The organism is Nakamurella panacisegetis, assembly GCF_900104535.1.
Classification (GTDB): Bacteria; Actinomycetota; Actinomycetes; order Mycobacteriales; family Nakamurellaceae; genus Nakamurella; species Nakamurella panacisegetis.
The window spans coordinates 1520162-1541756 of record NZ_LT629710.1 but is presented as its reverse complement, the minus strand read 5'-3'; the positions used below and the strand labels follow the sequence as shown (position 1 = coordinate 1541756).

Sequence of the window (21595 nt, the reverse complement as noted above, 5' to 3'; positions counted from 1 at the left end):
CTGACGCCGTACGTCCGGCGATGCCTTCTCCGGGCTGGGTCGCCGATCGTTCGGCTGTCGTGCCGGCCCATCGCCAGCCGGCCCGGGGGTCGGAGATGAACATTCTCCGTGACGACCATTGACGGAGCGTGACGTTGGCGCTACGGTTCGTTCGGTCACTCTTATTAGTCAACAAGGAAAGGTCGTGCTGGAGCCGGTGAACCGGCCCCAGTCGCCGACCTCCACCGCCAGCGCGAACCCGGTCAGGGTGGACACCCCGCGCAGGCAGCACAGTCGGCGCACCACCGGGGTGAACTGGCTGTCGGTGGCCATCGCCTCGATGGCCTTGTCCAAGCGGTCCCGCCGCGCCGAGGCCAGCAGCAGCGCCTCGAAGTCGATGTCGAAGGCCAGCTGCAACCCGGCCCGGTCGAAGTGTTGCTCGCGCAGCCACAGCTCGTGCCGACCCGTCCACGCCGCGCCTCCGGACCACACAATGCCCTGACGCAGCAACAATTTCGACAACCGATGCCGTGTCCGCATCAAATCACCGCGAACGTCCTCCCGGGCCCGCACCAGATCCCGCGCCGCCTCCTCGTCGGCCGAGGGCACCCGCACCGGCACGATCTGATCCATCCGCGGCAGCCGCGCTAGGTGCTCGGCATCTCGGGCGTCGGTCTTCACCCTGTCACCGGCCGGACGTTTGCAATTTCGACGGCGCCGCCACCACACACCTGATCCCGCGGTGGTCAAGGTCCTGGCCAACCCGAACCCGGTCGGGCCGGCCTCGTAGGTCACCGCCGCCGGAGCCGGCAACGCCGCCAACCAACGTCGCAGGTCATCGACGTTCGGGGTCAGCCGCTGACGCCGCAACTGACCGGACTCGACGTCCAATGCGCTGGCCACCACCGACCGGGCGTGCACATCAAGACCAACACTCGTACGCTCTGAAAACACCGGGGCCTCCAACTGCGACTGTGGTGCCGAAGGGGCCAACTCCCCGACGGCAATCCACGAACATGCGCAGCGAGGCCCCGGCCCGTCAACCGCTCAAGGGCTGACACCCATACCGTCTAGAGCAGTCGCGCGTCGCCTCTACTTTGTGTTCGTCACTCGGTATGTGGCGGCCGGGCTCGACGTCTCGTCGTTCCGGCCAGCCATCGACGCCCCAGCTTCAAGCCAGGTTGAGCGAGGACTGGTCGATCGACAACCTCGCTCCTGACTCTTCCACCTGCGTGTCCCTATCCGGCTTGGGGCAGCAGCAGGCCCGAGCCCTATAGCCCGAGCCCACCCGCGCCGCGGTCGCGACCGGTGTAGCGGTCACGGCCCGGGGGTCCGACGACGTCGGCGTCGAATGTGGCGCGGCCCGGGTTACTCGAACCGGCCGACGGAGTGCGTTTCGCCCAGCGGATCCAGGCGATCAGAACCAAGATCAGCACCAGCGCGAAAATGATCGTTGCCCAGACCATGATTTCCCCTTCCCCCAGCCGGCCGCAGCTCGGTCGATGGCGGCAGTGTACGGCGCTCGTTCATCGCCCAGTACCGAGCGCGGGTGGTCGCTGAGTACGAGGCGGCGCCGCACGGGGAGAAGGCCGCCGTCCTGCGCCGGGAAGGGCTCTACCAGTCGCAGGTCCGGGAGTGGCGGGGCCGAACGGGACGCGAAGATGGCCGGGCTGGTCAAGAAACGCAATTCACACCGGACGTCGAAGGCCGCCGGGTGGCCTCCGTCAACCGCAGGCATCGTGAGCGCGGCCACCCAGCACCGGGCCACGATGCAGCCCTGCACGCCGTGGTGGCCAGGTTTGCGCCCCACGCCGCCAGCGGCCCGCACGAACTCGCCTGCGCCAGGCTCTGCCCCCACGCATGTCATCGGCTATCCGGGCCGCCGAACGGAGAGAATCCGTCAGGCGGGAAGTCCGGCACGATCGACACGAGCGAAGTAGTGCGCCACGGCTGTCGCAGCCAGGCGGGCCCGGCCGCCTCGCTCGTCCCAGCATTCGGTCCAGCCGATCTGGGGGAACTGCTCCTCGGTCATGCCGCCTGGCCAGGCCCTGAACTGTTTGAGCACCGTCTGTTCGATCTGATGGGCAGCAGCGCGGTCCCGCACAGTGATGATTTCCAGTAGCCGGCCGCCGCGGGCGGCGTGAGCCCGAAGTCGGGAGTCGCCGCCAGCGTTGGTGATCCCGGTCTTGAAGACGCCGAACTCAGCGAAATGGAACAGGTAGACGCGATGCGGGTCGCTGGCATCGAAGTGCAGACCGTCGCAGGCCAGGCAGGGTGGGCCACCCCCTGACAGCGTGCTGGCCGAGACCCTTCGACTGGCTCCGCACCGCCGACAACGTGCCAGATAGGGTTCCTCGAAGGTTTTGGCCGGGGTGCTGATCAAGTCGAGTCCGCGGGTGGTGAAGTACCGAAATGACGGGTTGCGGGCCCTTGAGCCGCTCTCGGTCGCACTGGTGGCAGGGAAACCAGGACTGCCGGGCGGTCTCGCGCATCGTGTCCGCCGTGCACGCCGAGATGTAGCCGCATTTCGCGCACGCCTAGTCCAGGGGGAGCGCCCGGTTGGCGGTCGTCGGAACCTCCATCAGGATCGCGTCCATTGCGGTGAACTGCTCTCGAACCCACCGCTCATCCGCCTCAGGAAGTGGCGCGGGCAGGTGAGGGCTGACCCACGGCCGGCCGTTCACCAATCGGTCCTCGCGGCAGTGCCAGCAGACCGGGACTGCCTTGCGGACAGACGACAGGTTCGTGTGCCGGGCATGCCCGCAGGCGATGTGAGTGAGCAGCCACCGATCCTTCGGGCCGGCCAACGGCTCAGCCGGCTCGTAACCCCGCTCGTTCGCGATGGCCGTCAAGCAAGGCTGACACCAGACCTTCGACCGCCGGACACTTGGCCATGCGGGAACGCGATCGCACCCATCGGTAGCGCAGCCGTCCATCCGCGGATCTTAACGGCGAGGCCTACGCCGCACGCGACGGTCAGAACTCCAGAACAGCACGGTGTTGCCTTCGGCAACAACAGACAGCCTTGCCGATGATCACGCGACCAACGAAAGATACGACCTACAGATCACGCTGAATCCAACGTCCTCGCACCGCACTCGATGACGGCGCCGGCGGCCGCCGCCGCGCGCGTCCCGCCGGGCCGCAACCTTCAGTGAGTTCGCCGGTCGACCGGCGGTGATCCTCGACCGCGCCGGCGGTGCTGGCGCGCCGGCACGCGCCGGTGGGTCGTCAGCAAGGACGCGGATCCGCGGATCCGGATGGCCTACGAGCCGAACGCGGCGCAGGCCTTCGTGGCGAACAAGCCCGGGTGGTCGGCGATCGCCGAGGCCGACCCTCGGTGGCTGCCCTACCGCCCTGGCCTGGTCTGACCGGCGGCCGCTCGGCGGCGTTCTCGGGCATCGCCAGTGGCGGTGCCGGCGATGATGACCCAGAACAGCAGCGTTCACCAGGCCGCCGGATGAATCACGGTCAGCACCAGCAGGACGACTCCGGTGAGCAGGGCAGCCGGGACCGTCCGGTCGAACACGACCGGCCGGCGCCGGGGGTGGTGGGTCGGGCCGGCCACGGGTAGAGGCTGCTGAGCTGCTCGAACCCGGTGGCCGCGCCGGCGTCGTCGTGGACCAGACCGGAGTGCTGGTGACTGCCGGCAGCGTGGGCGATACCGGCCAGGACCAGTTCGAGGGTGGGGCGGTCGAGCCGGATGATCGTGTCGGACAGGTTCACGTCCACGGCATCGCTCCCCAGGGAGGCGACGATCATCAGGAATGTTCGTTCACCGCTGGACATTGCCCCGATGTGCTCGCCGATCGCCTGCAGGTCGGCCCAGTAGCGCGGGGTTAGGGAACCGCGGACGCCAGTTTCGTGTTTGATCCAAGGATTGTCGGAAGGGCGAATCGACCGCCCATGCCGCGGATGAGCAGCTCGGTGGCCGCTTCGAAGGTGTGCATGCCTTTGGCCCAGGCGCGCAGGTCGTCCTGGACCTCGACGGTGCTGGTGTTCTCGCTCATGGTGTGGGTCCTTCCGCTGGCCGTGCAGCAAGTGGTGTCGAGTGTGGCAGAGGGCACCGACGGTCGGGCTGGCGCAAATCGGTGAGGTGCAAATCGTGTGGGCTACCGATCGGCCCAGACTGGCCCGGGCCGCTGATCGGCGTGCCTGGCGACCGTGACCGCCAGGTTGACCGGCGCGGTTCCGGCCGGGAAGGCCCCGGTGAGCATGGTCAGGTACCCGGTGATGGACACCGCGGTAGCCGGCAGGGGATCGGCGCCGGCGCCGGTGCACCTTCTGGTCAACTCGGCCCAATCGGACCGATAGCCGCGTAGCGTTGTTCGGGGCAGGGTTTGAATCCGATGCAATATGGTGACGATCACCTGACAATAATCTAGATTGTCGGCGAAACGCGTTGGGGGGCAAACGCTCTCAAGACTATGTGCTTGGTGAGATCCTCGATGCCAGTCCCTACAGCTCGCCAACGCAGCTACTCGGACGGGTCGAGCGGCCAAATCTGGAACCGTGCGTATGGCCGTGGTCGATCATCGTCCCCGGGTTCTTCGCGATCGTCCATCCTCTGCATGCCGAGCTTCAGGAGGAGGGCGATCGATCCTGTGTTCGTAAGCACGCACTTCGCGACAACTGTAGGTAACGCAAGTGTTTCGAACGCGAACTTTAGGACAGCCGCACCTGCGGCGCGGGAGATCCCTTGTCGCCAGTAATCCACATGAATCAGGAAGCCAATCTCCGCATCGCCCCCGTCACTCCCGGGCGCGAGTTCGACTAACCCGACGACGTTGCGTCTTATGCCGCCAGGTGTTGGTTCGACTGCTGACTGGGGGGCGGTCGTGACCGCAAAGACAAAGTCCGTACGGTTTGGCTCCCACCTTGCGTCGGCGTGACGCTCTACGTACTCGGCTGCCTGCTGGTGAGTACTTGGGACGGAACCAGCTCCTAAGGAGTCGTGGACGCGAGGATCCGCGAGTAACGCACTGATGTCCGCAAGGTCTCCCTCGGCCACGTCGCGGAGCACCAGGCCTAATGTCTCGCTCTCCAGCCGAATTGGGCTCGCCATCACTAGAGTGCGCGTTCTTCGTCAGAACGCCGCGCAGCTGTAAGCGAGCGTGGTTTTTCCCGGGTTTCCCCCGCGAGCTTGTGAAAGGTGATGGAGCTGTTATCGATAACGCGACTGATCATGACGGCGAAGAACCTTTCACGTCGTCGGGCAGGTCAATGGTCAGCCGATATCGGACGCTGTTCGGTAGACATGAATCTTGTTGAAAGGCCGAGATGCTCAGCGCTGAGGTGCCGGTTGAACGGGTCGAGCCACTCACGGTCGCCCGACCGCTCCTCCTTATGGACTGGACCGGCAACAACTACCCGGTCACCAACACGAACAACGGATGCGGCCCGCCTGCCAGCATCTCCATAGACCGCGACGTCGTAGCTCTCTTCGGGTAGATCCACCCATTCGGTCCCACGACGTCGTCTGTCCCTGACGCTCAGGATGAAGTTGGCGACTGGGTAATCCGGCCGGCCACTGCCACTATCTCGAACCGTCCTCAAAGTTGGCTCCGTGGTAACGATCCCCTCTGCCACTACGTATGTCACTCGCGTTCACGACTCCGAATGGCTCATCTGCGAAGAACGCATAGAGATAGTAGAAGAATGATTTTAAACCACCTGATTGAGCGATCCTATCCGACGAGTCAACACCGGTCAACCGCCGGGCTACGACCGGCGCCCTGGGGTGGCCGAATGACCGTTGTTCCACTGTCGGTGGGTCGATCTATACTGCGAGGTTTACTGCGAGGTTCGGTGTAAGCGAACGTAAGTTCGATACTGTCTCCGTAACCGCGAAACGCGGCATTGAAGGCTTGGTGATCCGCCCTAGGCGGATGACCCTAGGCATGACTCGCTCGTGCGCCAGTGAGCGCGATAGGCACCGGGAAGCTACCGTCCACCGACGGTGGGGTGTATTGTCATCGACAACACGGTACGTAACAAGCGGACTGTCCGAACGCGGGAAGGGTTTCACGAACGGGGTAGCCCCCGGCAAAGCAAAAATCCCACCCGAGCACCGGGTGGGACCGGAGCATCGAATGGGATTAGAGCTGTCTGCTTGCAGGCGCGACGGCTCTAACCCTACCCAACTCTCGGCAACCCTGCCGATCGGGTCGGTGCTCCCGCACGAGACACCCCGCATGGGGGTCTCGCCAGGCACTCCGCACGCGGGGGCTAGAGAGAGGTTTCAACCGATGACAACCGTCACCGACTGCTGGTCCAGCTGGTCGACCAGCTGCGCCGCGTCCACCGCGCTGGAGGCCCAGCGATGACCGCATTGAGCGGCATCGCCGCACTGCTGAAAGTGCTGTCTGCGGCGCGTGAACGAATCCAAGTGGACGACGCCGAGCTCACCGAAGCCCGGCGACGCCGCGGCCGGATCCAGACAGCGCTGAAAGAAGAATTCGGGCCGGACTGTCGGGTCTACCTCAACGGCTCGGTCGCGCACGGTGATGCGCTGACCCCGCTCACCGACATCGATCTGGGTGTCGTGGTGCCGAACCCCGATGGTGAGTTCGGGCCGTACGCCAACGGCCCGGCCAAGCTGCAGGACCGAGCCGCCAACGCCATCCGGGACGCCTTGAAGGGCGAATTCCCGTTGTTGCGAGTTATCACCGGAGGGCGCAAGCGCTCCGTCTACGTGGCGTTCGGCGCACCCGTCGACCCGAACGAAAGCGACTTCAGCGCTGACGTCATCGTCGCGATCGACTACCCATGGGGCAACGGCCTGTGGATTCCCAATTACGAAACCTGGGACCGATCCGATCCCGAGGCGCACACCCGACTCGTCCGGGACGCGATCAAGTTGAGCAACGTGAACTACACCCGCACAGTTCGGCTGCTCAAGCACTGGGTTCGCCGGCACTCCAAGCTGCTGTGCAGCTGGAACATCAAGGCCCTTGGCTTGTCCTGCATCACCGGCGAGCTGAACCAGCTCGACGGCATGGTCGCGTGGTTCGACTACGCCATCGCCGATCTGTCCCGGCGAGAAACGCCCGATCCCGCCGGGGTTGCCGGGCCGATCAGTATTCCGGGTGATCGCGCCGAGGTCGTCGGAAGGTTGACCACTGCCCGGGCCAAGTTGGTCGAGGCGATCAACTATGCCAACGACGGATACGACGTTCTTGCGGTGGATGCGTTGGCCGTGTTCTTCAACGACCCGCAGATGCTGCCGCGTCCGTCCGATCTTGCTGTCCAAACGCAGCGCCTGGAGCGCGCTGTTGGTCAGCGAGCGACCCGGAGCCCGGCCGTGACGGCGCCAGTACGCAGTCACACGCCCGTCCGCTCCTGGGCCCCGTGAACGGGCGAACTGCCCGGCAAAATCGCCGTGCCGCCGATCGCCCCCAGGTGATCCGGCGGCACGGCAAGCCGGCCGGCCAGACCCCAACGCCTGACACGGCGCCGGAAGCTCCCCGCCGGCCGTGTCTAGGATCGCCATGGATCGTCCCAGCCCCGACGACGCCAACCGACTGGCCTCCGATCCACTGGTACGGCACGTCGCCGGCGTGGCGGACGGCCACCGGGGCGACGGCCCGGCGCGAATACGGGGACCGACTCCGCACCGTCGAAGGACCCGGAACGCTGAAGTACCAGGTGGCACTGGACATCCGTGGCCCAAACGACCTAACCGAGGTAGCGATCAATTTCTACGCCGCCCCGGCATACGAGACCTTCGGACTCAGCCCCCAGGACTACCCACGGGTCTGGGCCGAAACCGGGATGCTATCCCCCCACCGCATGCCCGACGACTCACTATGCCTCTACTACCCCGGCGACCCACCAGAGCGCCGCTGGACCCCCGACAAGGGACTACTCGACCTGCTTTACATCGTCGGTGATCACCTCGCCTTCGAGGCGCTCTGGAGGGCCGGCGGCGGGCACTGGCTCGGCGACGAAGCCCCCCACGGGTTGAATCAGAAGGCAGCATGATCACGCCGACCGCAGCGGCCGATAAGCCGTTCTTCGACGGATTCGGCTGGTCACAGGCCTCGACAATCATCGCTGGGCTCGTCGCTGCGACCGTCGCGGTCATCGGCTACACCATCCAACGCAAGATCGCACGCAGAAACGAACGAGCCACCCTCTACGGCAACGCCATCGGCACCGTCGAGGCCTACCTCGAAGGTCCCTACCGAATCCGACGCAAGACAGACGATCCCAACAACTGGTTGATGCTGTCCAGCGCCCTATCGGACATCAAAACCTCAATCTCCCACCACCAAGCGCTGCTGGAGATGCACGCTCCGGTGGAGGTAGTGGCCGCCTTCACGAACTTCGCCGCAGCGGCGATCCGAGAGGCCGGACCACAAATGACAACCGCCTGGGCAGCTCCGACCGCCTCGACGGCCGCCGCTATACCTCTCGGTACCAGATACTCACGCACCGACTCCGATTCCACCCGGACGGAACTGGTGAGAATCATGGCCGCAGATCTCAAAGCCATCAGCACTTGGTGGCATCTGACAAGCTGACCTAGTGGTCTGTGAGGGTCTATCCCATAAACGGTGTTTCCGGCGTTGATCATCAGGAGCTCTCCGCGGCCGGGAACCGGTCGGCGAAGGTAACGGCGAAAGCGTTCAAGGCGGGTTTCCACCGCATCCTCCATCGGGTGCGGCCGGTGCCGGTCGGGTCCAGGGACCTGGTGACCAGGTACAGGCACTTTAACGCGGCCAGCTCGGTGGGGAAATGGCCTCGGGCCTTGATCGCCCGCCGGTACCGGGAGTTGAGCGACTCGATCGCGTTGGTCGAGCAGATGACGGTACGGATCTCCACGTCGTAGTCCAGGAACTCCGATGAACTCCTCCCAAGCGTTGTCCCACAACCTGATCAGAGCTGGATACCGTTTACCCCACTTGTCAGCTAGGTCGTCGAACGCCGCCCGCGCCGCGGCGGCGTTCGCCGCGGTGTAGATCGGTTTCACATCCCGCTTCAACGCATCCCAGTCCTTCCGGGACGCCAGCCGGAACGTGTTGCGGATGAGGTGAATGATGCAGGTCTGCACCGTTGACAGCGGCCAGACGTTGCCGGCGACCTCCGGCAGGCCCGTCAGCCCGTCGCAGACGAGGAAGAACACGTCCTTCACGCCGCGGTTGCGGACGTCGGTGAGCACGCCCATCGGAGAACTGGGCGCCTTCACCGCCGGTGCCTGCCCACAACCCCAGGATGTCTTTCTCCCCGTCCAAGGTGACCCCGATCGCGGCATAGATCGGCCGGTTAGCGACCTGCCCGTCCCTGATCTTGACCACGATCGCGTCGATGAACACCGCCGCATACACCTGGCGGTTTCTAGCGAACGTCGTGAATCCTGACGAGCGGAGTACGACATGCCTAGATTCGCTGCCAACAAGATGCCGGCTGCGGTCAAACGACGATATTTTGAGCTGATCCGAACTGGCCTGTCCGGGGCTGCGGCGTCGGAGATGGTCGGCGTGTCCTTGAGCTGCGGATCGCTGTGGTTCATCGACGCTGGCAGCGTGAGCTATGTCGATACGCCGATCAGCAACCGCTACCTCAATCAGGACGACCGGATCGAGATCGCCGACGGGCTGGCCCGGGGAGAGCCGGTGAAGTCGATCGCTGCCCGCATCGGTCGCAGCTTCCAGACCGTTTATCGGGAGATCGCCAGGAACAGCAAGGCCGACGGCAGATATCAGCCGTGGTTCGCCCACAACCAAGCCCACGAGCGACGTCGGCGACCCAAGCCGCACCGATTCGCCGCGGACGACCAACTTCGCGCAGTGGTCGCCGGCAAGCTCAAGACCCGATGGTCGCCGGGACAGATCAGTCGATGGCTGCGGCGCCGCTACCGCAATCGACCCGATTGGCACGTCTGCGCCGAGACCATCTACGCGGGCGTCTACCGCGGGCTGATCTGCGCCGCGACCCCTAGCAACCTGCGTACGGCCCGTATCTACCGCCACCGCAGAGGTAGGGGCCGAACCCGTGAAGGCGCGATGAAGCAGTTGACCAAGATGAAGTCGATCTCAAGCCGGCCGGCCGTGGTCGAGCGTCGCGGTCAGGTCGGTCACTGGGAAGGTGACCTCATCATCGGTGCGGGACAACGGTCTGCGATCGCAACACTGGTCGAACGCAAGACCAGACACACCGTCCTGGTCCCACTGCCCGACGGACATTCGGCCCAATCCGTCGGTGACGCACTGATCGCTGTGTTCGCCGGCATGCCACCAGCGCTGCGTCGCACACTGACCTGGGACCAGGGCAACGAGATGTTTCACCACGACCGGATCGAACGGGCCACCAAGATCAAAATCTACTTCGCGGATCCACACTCACCCTGGCAGCGAGGCAGCAACGAAAACACCAACGGCCTCTTGAGATAGTACTTTCCGAAGGGCACCGACCTCTCGCTCATCACCGCCGCCCACCTCGCTCAGGTAACAGCGGAAATGAACTCGCGACCACGCCTGTGCCTGGCGGATCGCACACCAGCACAGCTCATGCGACGATGGGACCGCCGACTGGCAACTCAATGATTCGCAACGTTCGCTAGAAACCGCCCCGAGTCCAGCGGGCGGGCCTGCCAGGTCTGCATCTCCTCGATCACCTTGTCGGTGATCCGTGAGATCGTCTCCTTCGACACCGACGCGCCATAGATCTCGGCGAAGTGCGCCGAGATCTCCCCGCTGGTCAGACCCTTCGCATACAACGACAACACAATCTCATCGACCCCGGTCAGCCGGCGTTGCCGCTTCTTCACGATGTGCGGCTCAAACGTGCCCGCCCGGTCCCTGGGCACGTCGATGTCCACATGCCCGGTGGACTCCGTGAGCACCGTCTTGGCGCGGGTGCCGTTGCGGATGTTCCCGGACTCCCGACCCGCAGGGTCATGCTTTTCGTATCCGAGGTGTTCGGTCATCTCCTCGTTCAGCGCGGTCTCCAAGACCGTCTTGGTGAGCTGTTTGAGCAGCCCATCCGGGCCGGTGAACGACCAGCCCTTCTCCTTCGCCATCCGGACCAACTCCGCCGCCGCAGCGGCTTCAGCCGTGGGGTCGGGTCTCTTCCTCGCGTTCACAGCATCAAGTGTCGTAGTCATCACGGCACCTTCCCCGCCGGCCACTCGGGCTCAGCGTGTCGGGCCGGAAACACCGTTTGCGGGACAGTCCCCACCACTTCGACACCACCGACAAGGTCCTGCGTGTCGAGAAGAAGGAGAAGATCAAGGAGCGGCTCGGCTTCAGCCCTGACCTGCTGGACTCGGTGGTGATGGGGCTGTATGTGGCGTTGAGAAGGGAGAAGGTGACGTTTCGGGTGCGGACAGCTTGACATATCATGTACGAATGAAGACGCATGTGCCGCGTGACGTCGAAGCTTTGGGTCACGGAAGCACGATCTATATGGCGAGACAGCGTGCAACGCGTCTGGTTGTCTTCGTGCATGGCTTCGGTGGTCATGCGATCTCGACGTGGCAGCAATTCGACATGCCAGGGGATCGCGACTGGTGGGCAGAAGCGGACATGCTCTTCGTAGGCTACGACTCCTTGCACGAGAACACACTGGGGGTGGTGCACAGACTCTTACATGTCTTCCCTGACTTCTTTCCCCTTGTGCCTGAGAAGTTTCGATTCGTACTTGGTATGCCCATCCGCGACGGGAGCGACCCGTACGATGAACTCATACTTGTTGGCCATTCGCTGGGCGGCGTCATCCTGCGACGACTGGTGGTCGCCCTTACAAAAGAGTGGCACGAAGCCGCTAGTCGTGTCAGGGTTGGGAACACCGCCGAAGGATTCATGAAGGTGACACTCGCAATGAAACCCCCACTATTGAAGGCGCGACTCGTCCTCTTCAGCCCGGCAACCCAAGGCTTCTTTCCGACAGGTTGGCTAACTCTCGGCGAGCTAATGGGCCTCGGAAGGATTGCTAGTTTCCTCCTCCGGAAGTCGCCGACATACAGTGAGCTAGATCCTAAGCGCTCGCAGCTGCTGGCGAATACGAGAGATCTCACGGAAGAGCTTGCAAAGCTGTATAATCGCAGCGTGCCGGCACTTCATCCTGACGTACTTTGGGCAAATCCCGATACAGTCGTGCAGGTTGAAGATTACAAGACAGATCGCAATTCTAACTCTGTCCCGGGGCAATCTCATGTATCGATCTGCAAACCGAGCGAAGCCTATAGCACACCATGGGAACTGATCGAGAATGGTGGGTCGTAAGATGGTCGACATCGACTCGGTTTTACAGGCGAAGGCATTCATCGAGGATTTTATTGACCCGATCGTCGAACGACTCCAGGTAGCGTCTGCGCCCAAGGCAGCCAACGCCTCTCTCTCTCTACAAATTGTTCTCCTTCGAGAGAATCTCGGATGGCTGGATGCTGGACTTAGGGTTGGCTACTTTGAGCTTGATCGGGACGCATACAACCACGCCTCCGTTGCAGCTCAGCAGTATGCGCTTTGGCGGCCGGTAGTGCGCGGAGCACCAGAAATGATAATTGAGAACTCCTTCTTTCAGTCTAGTCTCGTCCACCCGGCCGGAGCACTTAGACCATCTTGGGAAATCGGAGAGTCGTCGTTCTGGTTGAGCAGGTATAACTCGGTGCTCAGGCCCTACACGCAATGGCCGCGAGCCGTCGCCATTGCGTACGAACCTGCCCAGATATGGAACGAGTTTGCGGTCAGTCTAGCGGCAGCGAAGGCGGATTCGCGACCGGAAGTGATGGATCAAATGTTCGTACTGTACTTTGCTCGGGACGCAGAATGGCGTGAATGGGAATTTCAAATCGAGCGGGCTATTTCCCAAAAATCATTCCAGCGCCTGAATCCTGAGAAGCCAAATTCAGCTTGGCTGTTCACCGAGAGCAGCTTGGCCAAGGGAAAGCCGGAACTCATGACTGAGCTCGGGGACTCGTCCGTTTGGCCAAACCCAGCCGATTGGAGAAGCGAGACTCCCTGGCGGCAGCCTCTAGGGTTGGAGTACGTTAACCTGAACCGGCGCTCGGCGATCTTCAGCTTTCTGGTTGCTTTTGTAGAAGATGCCATACAGCGCGATGACCTTGACGTCGAGGAACGCGTCGCGTACGAGCAGTTGCTTGAGAAGCTGCGTGGGCAGGCTCTGATTACCCTTGATTTGGATACATAGTTTCTGTTTCTCGAGACTAACTCGTCGACACGAGCCTCATCTGTCTCCCATCGCGAAACTCAGCGGATGGTCCGCTGACAGCGTGCGCCTTGTGCGCCCTTCCCCGGTCGTTCCGCTGTAGGTGACCTCAACCTCAACGCCGGTGGCCATACGTCCGACGACGCGAACGCCGAAGCCCGCGATCTCGTACCTGGCTGGACGCTACCCGCGGAGCTGGCAGAACGTCCGTGATTGTCCACCCAGATAGGCCTGTCGTTAAGGATGGGGTCACGAGCGGCCAGGTGACAACGTAGTGCAGAACGATCCGACGCTTCGCAACTCATCGAGAGAGCTGGGTTACGCGGGGAGGATTTCGATCTGGCATTCGTTGGACCCGATGACGCTCAGGGTGTCGGCAACGACGGCCATGCTTGCGGGTCTATCACATACGACCGTTTGCAGCTCCGGTGACGCATCGAGTGGCGGTGGCAGGTCCCCGTTTTGTAGGCCGGGCAGTGCTAGAGCCTTGGGGTTGATGGTTCGATCTCACAGCCCACCGGTTGGTGGGTGTGGGTGCACTGGGCACCGTACTCGGCGGGTGTGAGGTAGCCCAGCGCCGAGTGGCGGTGCCGATGGTTGTGGTCTTCCTTGAAGTCGCCGATGACCACTCGGGCTTCTCGGAGGTTCGTCCAGTGGTTGCGGTTCAGGCATTCCCTTCGGAGTCGGTTGTTGAATGATTCGATGTGCCCGTTGTTCCAGGGCGTGCCGGGCGGGATGTAGATCAGGCCGACCTTGTTGCGGCAAAAGTCCTGCAGTGCATCGGAGATGAACTCGGGGCCGTTGTCCATGCGCAGCACCTGGGGTGGGCCGCCGCACTCGTCGAACGCCTGCTGCAGGTGTGTGACCAGGCGGTCGGCGGTGATCGACCGCTCGACGATGTGCAGCATCGACTGCCGGGTGTGTTCGTCGATCATCGACGCGATCTTGATGGCCTTCCCGTCGACGGTCGAGTCGTATTGGAAGTCGATGGCCCACACCACCTTCGGCGCGTCCGCCGCGATCTGCGGGACGCTGTTGATGCCGACGCGTTTGCGGGGGTGGTAGATCCTGACCTGCAGTCCTTCGTCCATCCAGAGGCGGTGGACCTTTTTCTTGTTCACCTGCCGGCCCTCGTCGTGCCGCAACGCAGCCCAGGCTCGCCGGAACCCGTGCAGCGGGTGCTGGGTGGCGTAGCGGCGCAGCCAGGCCCGCAGGTCAGCGTCCGGATCCGCCGGTGTCTGAGCGATCGGGCGGCGCTGGTAGGTGGACCGATTGAGCCCAACAGCTCTGCACGCCAACCGCTGCGACAGTTTCATTGTGTCGATGAGCATGTCCACCGCGCGGCGTGCCGCTGCCGGGCTCAGAATTTTCCCTTCGCCACCTCCCGCAAGGCGTCCTTCTCCAGCTCCGCCTCGGCCAGCAGCCGCTTCAGTCGGCTGTTCTGCTCTCGAAGGTCCTTGAGCTCTTTCGCGGAGTCGCCGTCCAACCCGCCGTACTGCCGGCGCCAGTTGTACAACGTCGGCGCCGACACCTCCAGCTCCGCGGCGACCTCTTCCATCGTCCTCCCCGCAGCGGTCAACTCATCCGCCCGGCGCAGCTTGCGAACAATGTCCTCCGCCGAATGACGCTTCCTACCAGCCATCCCGATCATGTCCTTCCTGCCCCTCACCTGGGGCAACAGGACTCTAAATCAACTCGGCCTCATCCACCGGGGACACGCCAGCGGCTGGTGCCATCGTCCATAACGGCATGCCGAATCAGGCGGACTGGTTGGGCCACACAGTGGTGACGCACGAAGAGCCGGCTCCCCTGCGCAAGGCTTCGATCAAGTGTCGCTTGCCATCGTGATGGGACCACCTCGGCCTGGTTTCTGCCACTTGGTTTCTAGCGATCGTTGCACCAGGTCGTCAGTTTTCCGATGCCAGAAGCTTAGCGAGTTGGGCGGGTGGGGTCTGCCAGCCGAGGACCTTTCGCGGTCGGCCGTTCAACTCGGCTGCGACGACGTCGAGGTGTTCCCGGGTGTAGACACTCAGGTCGCTGCTCTTGCGGAAGTACTGGCGCAGCAGCCCATTGGTGTTCTCGTTCGATCCGCGCTGCCATGGGCTGCGGGGCTCGCAGAAGAACACCGGCATGCCGGTCGCGATGGTGACGCCGCGGTGGTAGGCCATCTCACCACCCTGATCCCAGGTCAACGACCGGCGCAGCTCCTGAGGGAAGGTGTCCATCGCAGCGATCAGCGCATCGCGCACTGTAGCGGCGGAATGATCATCCGGCAGGTGCAGCAGGACCACGAACCTGGTGGTGCGCTCGACCATGGTGCCGATGGCTGACACGTTGCGCGCGCCGGTGATGAGGTCCCCCTCCCAGTGGCCGGCCACCGCCCTGTCCAGCACCTCGACGGGGCGGTCGGTGATCATCACCATTGGATCGACAAACGAACGTGCGCGGCGGTTCTCACCCTTCCGGTGCGGCTTTCGTCGTACCCGCTGGGTGCGCAACGACTTGGTGAGCTCCCGGGTCAAACCCCGGCCGCTGACGTACAAAGCTTGATAGATCGTCTCGTGCACCACATGCCGGCCGGGTTGATCGGGGAACTCGGTCGGCAGCACCTTGCTGATTTGCTCAGGGCTCCAACGCTTCTCCAAGCAACTCTGCACGAAATCCCGCAACTCAGGATCGCCGGCCAGCTTCCCGGCGCTGCTCCGCGGCCGCCGGGCAGCGGCCTTGCTCTGTGCGGCGTGCGGCCGGTACTCGCCGGTGCCTTCGTCGGCGTTGCGGGCGATTTCCCGACTGATCGTCGACGGCGAGCGGTGCAACTCCGCGGCGATGAACCGACCGGACCTGCCCGCCCGGTGCAGGTCAGCGATCGTCAGCCGTTCCTGCACCGACAGGAACCGCGCTGAGATGACCGGAGGCGGAGCTGTGGCCACCGGCGGGTAGAACAGTGGCTGCCGACCAGGCCGGTCCTCCCGGCGTCCGTACCGCCATCTGGTGCCCGTCCGACGGCTGATCCCCAGCTCCCGGCAGATCCGTGAGCTACCTATTCCCTGCGCCATCATCAGACGGTAAAGCTCCCGCTCCGCCAGCAGCAGCTCCACACCAGATTGCCTCTGCCGTGTCGAGTTCTCGTTCACGATCCCGCTCCCACAGTCCTCCGGTGGTGCAACGATCACTGGAACCCAAGTGGCAACGCGGTGGTCCCATCACCCTGGCAAGCGTAAATCAAGATTCCAGATGCCTGTAACGCTGCCGGCGTCGACTGGCCGCCCTGGCGAATGCTCAAAGGATGAGGGCGCTCGGTTCCGGTCATATCATAGATGTCCATAGATACCTCAGTTACCTGAGGCATATCTATGGTTGCGTTGTTTCCCAAAGTTCTTCCAGGGCTCCGTGCATTGCTGCCAAGGAGACGTTGAGAGCGTCTTCACCAACGACGTGCTGGCCCGCCCCTTGAGCAGTGAGTAGGACAGTGTTGGCAGGGCCGCCCAGAAACGGGTTCATCATCCGAAGGACTGCGACCTGCTCGGCCAGCGCGTCAAGCGCTTGATTGATGAGAGGCGCTGCAGCTCGAAGGATGTCGCTTCGGGCTTCCATCCATCGGTAGTCCTCAACTCGTGGCAGATCGGTGGGATAGATGACCTTCTCGGTGCCATCGTCATGAATTTCGTAAGACGGCCCGACCGTTCTCTGCATCTCTCGCACTGCTTCCGCATGCTCGCTTTCGAGACGATTCAGGTCATCACGGACGCGGGAGCAGGCCGACTCGACACGACTCGTGAGCTTCGCAATCTCGGTGATTGCTGCTCGTTCCTCGGGCGTCAGACCTCCGAAGAGCCGTGCCTCTGCGTCGGAAATGTGGGTGCCGCTGCCGGCGCCAGCCACTTGGTCAGCCTTCCACTGGAGTAGCTCAGCGATGCTGTAGAGGTTGTCGTGCCGGTCAATCGGCTTGTGGTGTCGGCCGCACAGCAGCATCAGGTTGGCTGCTCCGTCGATAGCGTCCTTGAAGGTCGGGTCATAGCGGGGACCGCCTGGCTTCTCCGATCGAATATGGGCTATCTCGGCGATTACTGTCTCAGCCCCGCGGTCGGTGAGGATCAGGGATTCACCGCAGCCGGGCCAGGCGCACTTACTGGCCTGGCCGAACAGGGTCTTGATGGTGGGCAAGGTGTAGTTGCGATTCGCCATGTCGTTCCTGTCAATATGAGGGGCGGAGGAGTTCACCGATGGGGCTCTAAGACTCCACGTCCTGAGCGCGTGAGGTGGAACTGGCGGTCTTTGACCATCACCCCCACTCCCCCGCACCGGCAAGCCCATGGCGCGGGCACGCCGCCTGCCGAACCCAGGCATCAACGTGGTGGCGCCAGGCGTCGAACGGGTGTGTGTCCATAGCGGTACGCACAGCTCTCGTGATCACCGACCCGTCCGCGGAACACCGTCAAACCCATCGCGTCCACGTCCATCCCGGTGATGCTGCCACATCCAGCCATCGCCGAACTGCAACTCGAACTGATCCTCGAACGCGGTGTACAGGCGGTCCATGATCGGTAAGGTACCCCTACCGCTTTGCTCGGCCGAAGGATAAGGGCGATGACACGCGAGTAGATCTGAAGACCCAGTACATCGCGGAGGCCTCCCGCCGCGCCGCGGCGTTGTTAACCGAGCTATTCACCGAACCGCCGCCGCACGCCTGACCGCCGCGGATGTCCTTGGCGAGGAGGCCTGGCTGTCCAGCGAGACACCGCTGTACTGAACCGGGCCACGAGCTGGGCGACGGCTACGGCTAAGCGCACGACCTAGATAGGGAAACCACCTGGTTCCGCGTGACCGCGACCTCCGCCTATCCGCGCAGTTTCGGAATCTGACTATCTATCACGACGACCTGCCGCGAACCTGGGACGTCCTGCCCATCGACACCACGAAAGTGTCATCAGGCGGCGATGTCACCTTCCCCCTCCCTCAAGCCCCGGACGATCCGGGCGGCACCTTCTGCACCTGCCGCATTGACGAGTCCCCCATTTAACACGGGTCACATCGTCCGTGGCCGGCAGATCAAGAGGTCTGCATGACCGAGATCCTCGACGCTATCGATGACGACGTCGTCATCAACATGGTGGTGCCGGTTCCACGGCGCCTGAGCTGGACTCGGATGGGCTTGCCAACTTGGACGCAGGTCGCGCAGCTGCCTTGGGAAAGCTTCTGAATTTTGAGCGAGTCAGCGCTGTTGGCCTTGGCGAGGCTCTTGAACTGGAAACAGCGGAGACTTCTCCGAGGATCTCGGTGGACGCGGGGGAAAGTCGCATCTTTCGCGTTGACTTATCCCTATCAGTCGCCCTAGAACCGGAAGCCCGGCCCTCCTTCGTCTCCCACCGCTCTTGAACTAAGGCGATGAATGCAGCGGCAGCGGTCGCCAGCGCGACACCTGATAGGAAGTCCAGCCTCGAATGTCTATCGTCGGCCTCCGGGGAAACTGCCTCTAACGATGGCCTTAACGAGTACGTTCCTTGCCAAGTAAACTCACCGCCTTGCAACACGCCCGAGGGCTGTCCACTATCTCGAATAGACTTACGGACTAGCGCGTCACTGGCGCCGACTAGAAGTTCGGAGCTAGTAAGCGCCTGAGGCTCCCAGAATAGTACGCGTGGATTGATTGTCGGGTAGGGAGGGCCAGAGATCGGCCAGTGCGAAAGCGCAAAATCGTTAGGAACGATATGATCGCCGCCTGGCTCTGGCCCGGTTAGCTGACTCACGTCGTCAGTCTTCGATTCGGGGCCAAACGCATAAGCGGGCCGGTAAGGATTTCCAAACTCATTGTCGGCGATTTCGGGCATCCGAGCATTGAATGCATCTGTCGTTGAGTACACAGCTCCGGGTTCACCATCGAAATCGCCGACTATGCTCGACTCGTCAAATTGCTTGAACCCGCCAGCAATGTGAGCCACGTAAGCCCACTGATCCTCGATATCGCGAGCGGCGTCGATGTGATTCCAGTCAGCCGACCGTTGAAATTTTGGCTTAGTCTGCACCTGAGGACCGGAATATTGCGGGCGATCCTGACGGTTAGTAATGATGAGCACATCGACTGGCCTTTCCGCTTGGACACTTAAGGTTTCGAGTGCTGAGTCTTCGGAAGATTCAGAGATCCCGGTAGCATACAAGTGGGGAACAACCTCGACTTGAATCCTAATAGGAACCGTCGGGTCTGAAGCCCAAGCTTCGATGCGGAGTGGCTCGGCAGCGCTCAGGGTTGGTATTTGAGACTTAGCTGTGAAGTGCCAAGCAAGCCCGAAGGTTGTGGAAGCCACAAAGAGCCCGCCGAAGACGATGGGGCGCCAAACTTTCAGGAAACGCCTCGGTCGTGGCATGTCTTGTCCTCTCAAGCCTTCGCATCCTCGTCCGGATCAGGCATTGTAACGAGACGACGTGCGACGACCTAGATGTTGTACCCCCGGAGGTTGGTGACACGCCGAGGTGACGGGGTTCCGGGGATGGGTGAGGGTCCCCTGGTGTGGTGTGAAGCGACCAAGCAATACACCAGAACCACGCAGGAGACCCTCGTGTCCCACCGTAACGCCCCGCTGACCGCGGAAGGCCGCCGACGCCTGTGCGAGCGCGTCGATTCTGGCCGGCCGATCTGCCACGTCGCCGCCGAAGCCGGCATCGCCCGGCAAACCCTGGCGAAGTGGCATGCCCGGTGGCGGGAATGCGGCCTCGACGGTCTGCACGACCGGTCCTCCCGCCCTGCGTCGTGTCCGGGACAGACCGACCCGCAGATCGAAGACTTGGTCGAGTACCTGCGGCGTAGCATGAAGCTCGGGCCGGTGATGCTGACCGCGGAGCTCGCCGAGTTCGGCATCACGATGCACGCCTGGACGGTGCACCGGATCTTGGTGCGGCGGGGCGTGTCCCGGCTGGCGGACCTGGACGTCACCGGAGCCGACCTGCGGCAGCAGCCCAAAAACCGGTACGAGCATCCGTTGGCCGGTGACCTGGTGCACCTGGACGTGAAGAAGGTCGGCCGGATCCCCGACGGCGGCTGGTGGGCGCACGGCCGCGGCAGCGTCGGACACAAGAAGTCCCAGCGCCGTCCGCGGATCGGGTACTGCTACCTGCACACCGCGATCGACGACCACTCCCGGCTGGCCTACACCGAGGCACTCGACGACGAGAAGGCCGTCACCGCAGTCGGTTTCTGGCTGCGGGCAAAGGCGTTCTTCGCCGCCCACGGCATCGAGACGATCCGCCGGGTGCTGAGCGACAACGGCCCCTGCTACCGCTCCCGCATCTTCAACGCCGCCCTGGCCGACGATGCGATCACCCACAAGTACACCCGGCCCTACCGGCCGCAAACAACGGCAAGGTCGAGCGGTTCAACCGCACCCTGGCCCAGGAATGCCTCCTACGCCCGCGCCTGGAACAACGACCAGGAGCGGATCGCGGCGATACCGGGGTTCCTGCATCGCTATAACTACCATCGACCGCACACCGCACTACGAGGCCTCCCGCCGATCCACCGGACTCAGGTCATCACCAACCTGTCGGGGTTCAACAGCTAGCCGACCAGTCGCCGCTGGTCCTGGTCGAGTTGAACCGCGCGGCGAACGCGGCCGGGCTTCCCGACCGGGCCGGTGCCATCTTGACTGACATCTTCGCCAGTTCCTCGGTCCCGCCGCGCGCCGGCGGCCCTGCACTCGCGCTCAGGGCCCAGATCCGCCTCGCGGCCGGAGATCGAGCCGGTGCAGCTGCCGACTGTTTGGCCATCGCGTCGTCGACTTTGTCGGACCTCACCGATCCCGAACTCATCTGGTTGGGAGCCATGATGATGTATGTCGGCGAAACCGCACAGGGATTCGCGTTGTGGCACCGAGTGGCTGCGTCCACACAGTCACCGCTCCGGGACATGGCCCGGGGCAACATCGGAGAGCAGCTGATTCGATTGACCAACGACGTCGACGCCGCCCGCCCCTTGCTCGAAGCAGCAGTGGGCGAGTTCAAGAAAGGGGACGCACTGTCAGGGCCCCGAGCGGTCGCCGCTGCCAGCCTCGGGCACGTACGGGCAGCGGCCGGTCAACTCGCGAGCGCGAATGAGCTGTGGGCCGCGGCCATCGCTTCCGGGGATCGGCCGGCAGTGGCCATGGCCCAGGTCTACCAAGCCCGTCAGGCCCTCGCTGAAGGCCGTGTGCCACTGGCCTCCTCACTGCTCAAGCAGGCAATGATGGACAGCCCCGCCGAAGTGAGATCAGACGCCGAAGGGCTGCTCGCGTCTCTGCCGCCGGTGGCCGAGTAGAACTCGGCCGCAATACCCAGCCTCTGTCCTCGATCGGCTCGCTCTCGCCGGCAGCACCTGCGTTCCATGATGAAACATTGGCACGTCGCGTCATGGGTTCGCGGCGCCTGTCGCAATGACGGATGACATCTATTTCTCTGCCCCGCTGGGATTCCTTGGAAT

General features: G+C 63.3%; 20 protein-coding genes and 3 pseudogenes. 10 read left to right on the top strand and 13 right to left on the bottom strand.

What is annotated here, in order from left to right:
- Positions 1 to 168: 168 nt before the first annotated feature.
- The 8 genes from BLS97_RS06795 to BLS97_RS24425 form a co-directional block, all read right to left on the bottom strand.
- Positions 169 to 933 carry an IS110 family transposase gene (locus tag BLS97_RS06795; RefSeq protein WP_157695247.1) on the bottom strand — a complete coding sequence of 255 codons (765 nt, stop codon included), beginning with the start codon at positions 931 to 933 and terminating at the stop codon, positions 169 to 171.
- 317 nt (positions 934 to 1250) lie between these two features.
- Entirely contained in the window at positions 1251 to 1445 is a 195-nt protein-coding gene (locus BLS97_RS06790; protein WP_090475301.1) for a hypothetical protein, read from the bottom strand.
- Positions 1446 to 1879: 434 nt separating this feature from the next.
- Positions 1880 to 2362 carry a hypothetical protein gene (locus BLS97_RS06785; RefSeq protein WP_090475299.1) on the bottom strand — a complete coding sequence of 161 codons (483 nt, stop codon included), beginning with the start codon at positions 2360 to 2362 and terminating at the stop codon, positions 1880 to 1882.
- Positions 2363 to 3450: 1088 nt separating this feature from the next.
- Entirely contained in the window at positions 3451 to 3768 is a 318-nt protein-coding gene (locus BLS97_RS23395; protein ID WP_197676443.1) for a hypothetical protein, read from the bottom strand.
- A 50-nt stretch (positions 3769 to 3818) separates the two neighbouring features.
- Complete coding sequence (locus tag BLS97_RS23390) at positions 3819 to 3989, bottom strand: hypothetical protein (RefSeq protein WP_197676442.1); 171 nt, start codon at positions 3987 to 3989, stop codon at positions 3819 to 3821.
- 102 nt (positions 3990 to 4091) lie between these two features.
- Positions 4092 to 4349, bottom strand: a complete 258-nt coding sequence (locus BLS97_RS22725; RefSeq protein WP_157695246.1) for a hypothetical protein — start codon at positions 4347 to 4349, stop codon at positions 4092 to 4094.
- A gap of 107 nt (positions 4350 to 4456) precedes the next feature.
- Positions 4457 to 5044: a GNAT family N-acetyltransferase gene (locus BLS97_RS24430; RefSeq protein WP_090475296.1), complete on the bottom strand. Its 588-nt coding sequence runs from the start codon at positions 5042 to 5044 to the stop codon at positions 4457 to 4459.
- A 155-nt stretch (positions 5045 to 5199) separates the two neighbouring features.
- On the bottom strand, positions 5200 to 5568 hold the full coding sequence (locus tag BLS97_RS24425; RefSeq protein ID WP_407938044.1) for a single-stranded DNA-binding protein: 369 nt from the start codon (positions 5566 to 5568) through the stop codon (positions 5200 to 5202).
- A 733-nt stretch (positions 5569 to 6301) separates the two neighbouring features.
- On the opposite strand from BLS97_RS24425, the gene BLS97_RS06760 reads away from it, so the two are divergent.
- From BLS97_RS06760 to BLS97_RS06750, 3 genes are all read left to right on the top strand, one after another.
- Complete coding sequence (locus tag BLS97_RS06760) at positions 6302 to 7333, top strand: nucleotidyltransferase domain-containing protein (protein ID WP_157695244.1); 1032 nt, start codon at positions 6302 to 6304, stop codon at positions 7331 to 7333.
- Between the two features lie 293 nt (positions 7334 to 7626).
- Positions 7627 to 7962: a hypothetical protein gene (locus BLS97_RS06755; protein WP_197676441.1), complete on the top strand. Its 336-nt coding sequence runs from the start codon at positions 7627 to 7629 to the stop codon at positions 7960 to 7962.
- Positions 7959 to 8504, top strand: coding sequence for a hypothetical protein (locus BLS97_RS06750; protein ID WP_090475290.1), 546 nt, complete (start codon positions 7959 to 7961; stop codon positions 8502 to 8504). The genes BLS97_RS06755 and BLS97_RS06750 overlap by 4 nt, the downstream gene beginning before the upstream one ends.
- A 52-nt stretch (positions 8505 to 8556) precedes the next feature.
- Here BLS97_RS06750 and BLS97_RS06745 read toward each other — a convergent pair.
- Positions 8557 to 9311: pseudogene (locus BLS97_RS06745) on the bottom strand (IS256 family transposase); the annotation flags it as partial.
- 45 nt (positions 9312 to 9356) lie between these two features.
- On the opposite strand from BLS97_RS06745, the pseudogene BLS97_RS06740 reads away from it, so the two are divergent.
- Positions 9357 to 10526 (top strand): annotated as a pseudogene (locus BLS97_RS06740) (IS30 family transposase).
- A gap of 29 nt (positions 10527 to 10555) precedes the next feature.
- Here BLS97_RS06740 and BLS97_RS06735 read toward each other — a convergent pair.
- Positions 10556 to 11086: pseudogene (locus tag BLS97_RS06735) on the bottom strand (transposase); the annotation flags it as partial.
- Positions 11087 to 11142: 56 nt separating this feature from the next.
- Here BLS97_RS06735 and BLS97_RS06730 point away from each other — a divergent pair.
- Genes BLS97_RS06730 through BLS97_RS22715 form a run of 3 tightly spaced genes read left to right on the top strand, consistent with a single transcriptional unit; the run spans position 11143 to position 13131 of the window.
- Positions 11143 to 11316 carry a hypothetical protein gene (locus BLS97_RS06730; RefSeq protein ID WP_157695243.1) on the top strand — a complete coding sequence of 58 codons (174 nt, stop codon included), beginning with the start codon at positions 11143 to 11145 and terminating at the stop codon, positions 11314 to 11316.
- 14 nt (positions 11317 to 11330) lie between these two features.
- Complete coding sequence (locus BLS97_RS22720) at positions 11331 to 12206, top strand: alpha/beta fold hydrolase (protein WP_157695242.1); 876 nt, start codon at positions 11331 to 11333, stop codon at positions 12204 to 12206.
- Position 12207: 1 nt separating this feature from the next.
- Entirely contained in the window at positions 12208 to 13131 is a 924-nt protein-coding gene (locus BLS97_RS22715; RefSeq protein ID WP_157695241.1) for a hypothetical protein, read from the top strand.
- A 497-nt stretch (positions 13132 to 13628) separates the two neighbouring features.
- Here BLS97_RS22715 and BLS97_RS06725 read toward each other — a convergent pair.
- The 3 genes from BLS97_RS06725 to BLS97_RS06715 form a co-directional block, all read right to left on the bottom strand.
- A protein-coding gene (locus BLS97_RS06725; protein WP_407938038.1) for an IS3 family transposase occupies positions 13629 to 14791 on the bottom strand; the annotation gives its coding sequence in 2 pieces (ribosomal slippage) (positions 13629 to 14524 and positions 14524 to 14791; 1164 coding nt in all).
- Positions 14792 to 15056: 265 nt separating this feature from the next.
- Positions 15057 to 16205 carry an IS30 family transposase gene (locus BLS97_RS06720; protein ID WP_407938043.1) on the bottom strand — a complete coding sequence of 383 codons (1149 nt, stop codon included), beginning with the start codon at positions 16203 to 16205 and terminating at the stop codon, positions 15057 to 15059.
- Between the two features lie 295 nt (positions 16206 to 16500).
- Complete coding sequence (locus tag BLS97_RS06715; protein ID WP_157695240.1) at positions 16501 to 17370, bottom strand: hypothetical protein; 870 nt, start codon at positions 17368 to 17370, stop codon at positions 16501 to 16503.
- A gap of 841 nt (positions 17371 to 18211) precedes the next feature.
- Between BLS97_RS06715 and BLS97_RS22710 the strand changes: the two genes are divergently transcribed.
- The 3 genes from BLS97_RS22710 to BLS97_RS06705 all read left to right on the top strand — a co-directional run bounded on the left by BLS97_RS22710 (position 18212) and on the right by BLS97_RS06705 (position 21433).
- Entirely contained in the window at positions 18212 to 18349 is a 138-nt protein-coding gene (locus BLS97_RS22710) for a hypothetical protein (RefSeq protein ID WP_157695239.1), read from the top strand.
- A gap of 1354 nt (positions 18350 to 19703) precedes the next feature.
- Positions 19704 to 20702, top strand: a complete 999-nt coding sequence (locus tag BLS97_RS06710) for an IS481 family transposase (protein ID WP_231988394.1) — start codon at positions 19704 to 19706, stop codon at positions 20700 to 20702.
- Between the two features lie 197 nt (positions 20703 to 20899).
- Positions 20900 to 21433 carry a hypothetical protein gene (locus BLS97_RS06705; RefSeq protein WP_157695238.1) on the top strand — a complete coding sequence of 178 codons (534 nt, stop codon included), beginning with the start codon at positions 20900 to 20902 and terminating at the stop codon, positions 21431 to 21433.
- Positions 21434 to 21595 lie beyond the last annotated feature (162 nt).

Excerpts from the sequence above, each read along its gene's own strand:
- BLS97_RS23390 (WP_197676442.1), bottom strand. The coding sequence starts at position 3,989 with ATGAGCGAGAACACCAGCACCGTCGAGGTCCAGGACGACCTGCGCGCC.
- BLS97_RS22710 (WP_157695239.1), top strand. The coding sequence starts at position 18,212 with ATGACCGAGATCCTCGACGCTATCGATGACGACGTCGTCATCAACATG.
- BLS97_RS06790 (WP_090475301.1), bottom strand. The coding sequence starts at position 1,445 with ATGGTCTGGGCAACGATCATTTTCGCGCTGGTGCTGATCTTGGTTCTG.
- BLS97_RS22720 (WP_157695242.1), top strand. The coding sequence starts at position 11,331 with ATGAAGACGCATGTGCCGCGTGACGTCGAAGCTTTGGGTCACGGAAGC.
- BLS97_RS23395 (WP_197676443.1), bottom strand. The coding sequence starts at position 3,768 with ATGTCCAGCGGTGAACGAACATTCCTGATGATCGTCGCCTCCCTGGGG.
- BLS97_RS06760 (WP_157695244.1), top strand. The coding sequence starts at position 6,302 with ATGACCGCATTGAGCGGCATCGCCGCACTGCTGAAAGTGCTGTCTGCG.
- BLS97_RS06720 (WP_407938043.1), bottom strand. The coding sequence starts at position 16,205 with ATGGCGCAGGGAATAGGTAGCTCACGGATCTGCCGGGAGCTGGGGATC.
- BLS97_RS22715 (WP_157695241.1), top strand. The coding sequence starts at position 12,208 with ATGGTCGACATCGACTCGGTTTTACAGGCGAAGGCATTCATCGAGGAT.
- BLS97_RS24430 (WP_090475296.1), bottom strand. The coding sequence starts at position 5,044 with ATGGCGAGCCCAATTCGGCTGGAGAGCGAGACATTAGGCCTGGTGCTC.
- BLS97_RS06750 (WP_090475290.1), top strand. The coding sequence starts at position 7,959 with ATGATCACGCCGACCGCAGCGGCCGATAAGCCGTTCTTCGACGGATTC.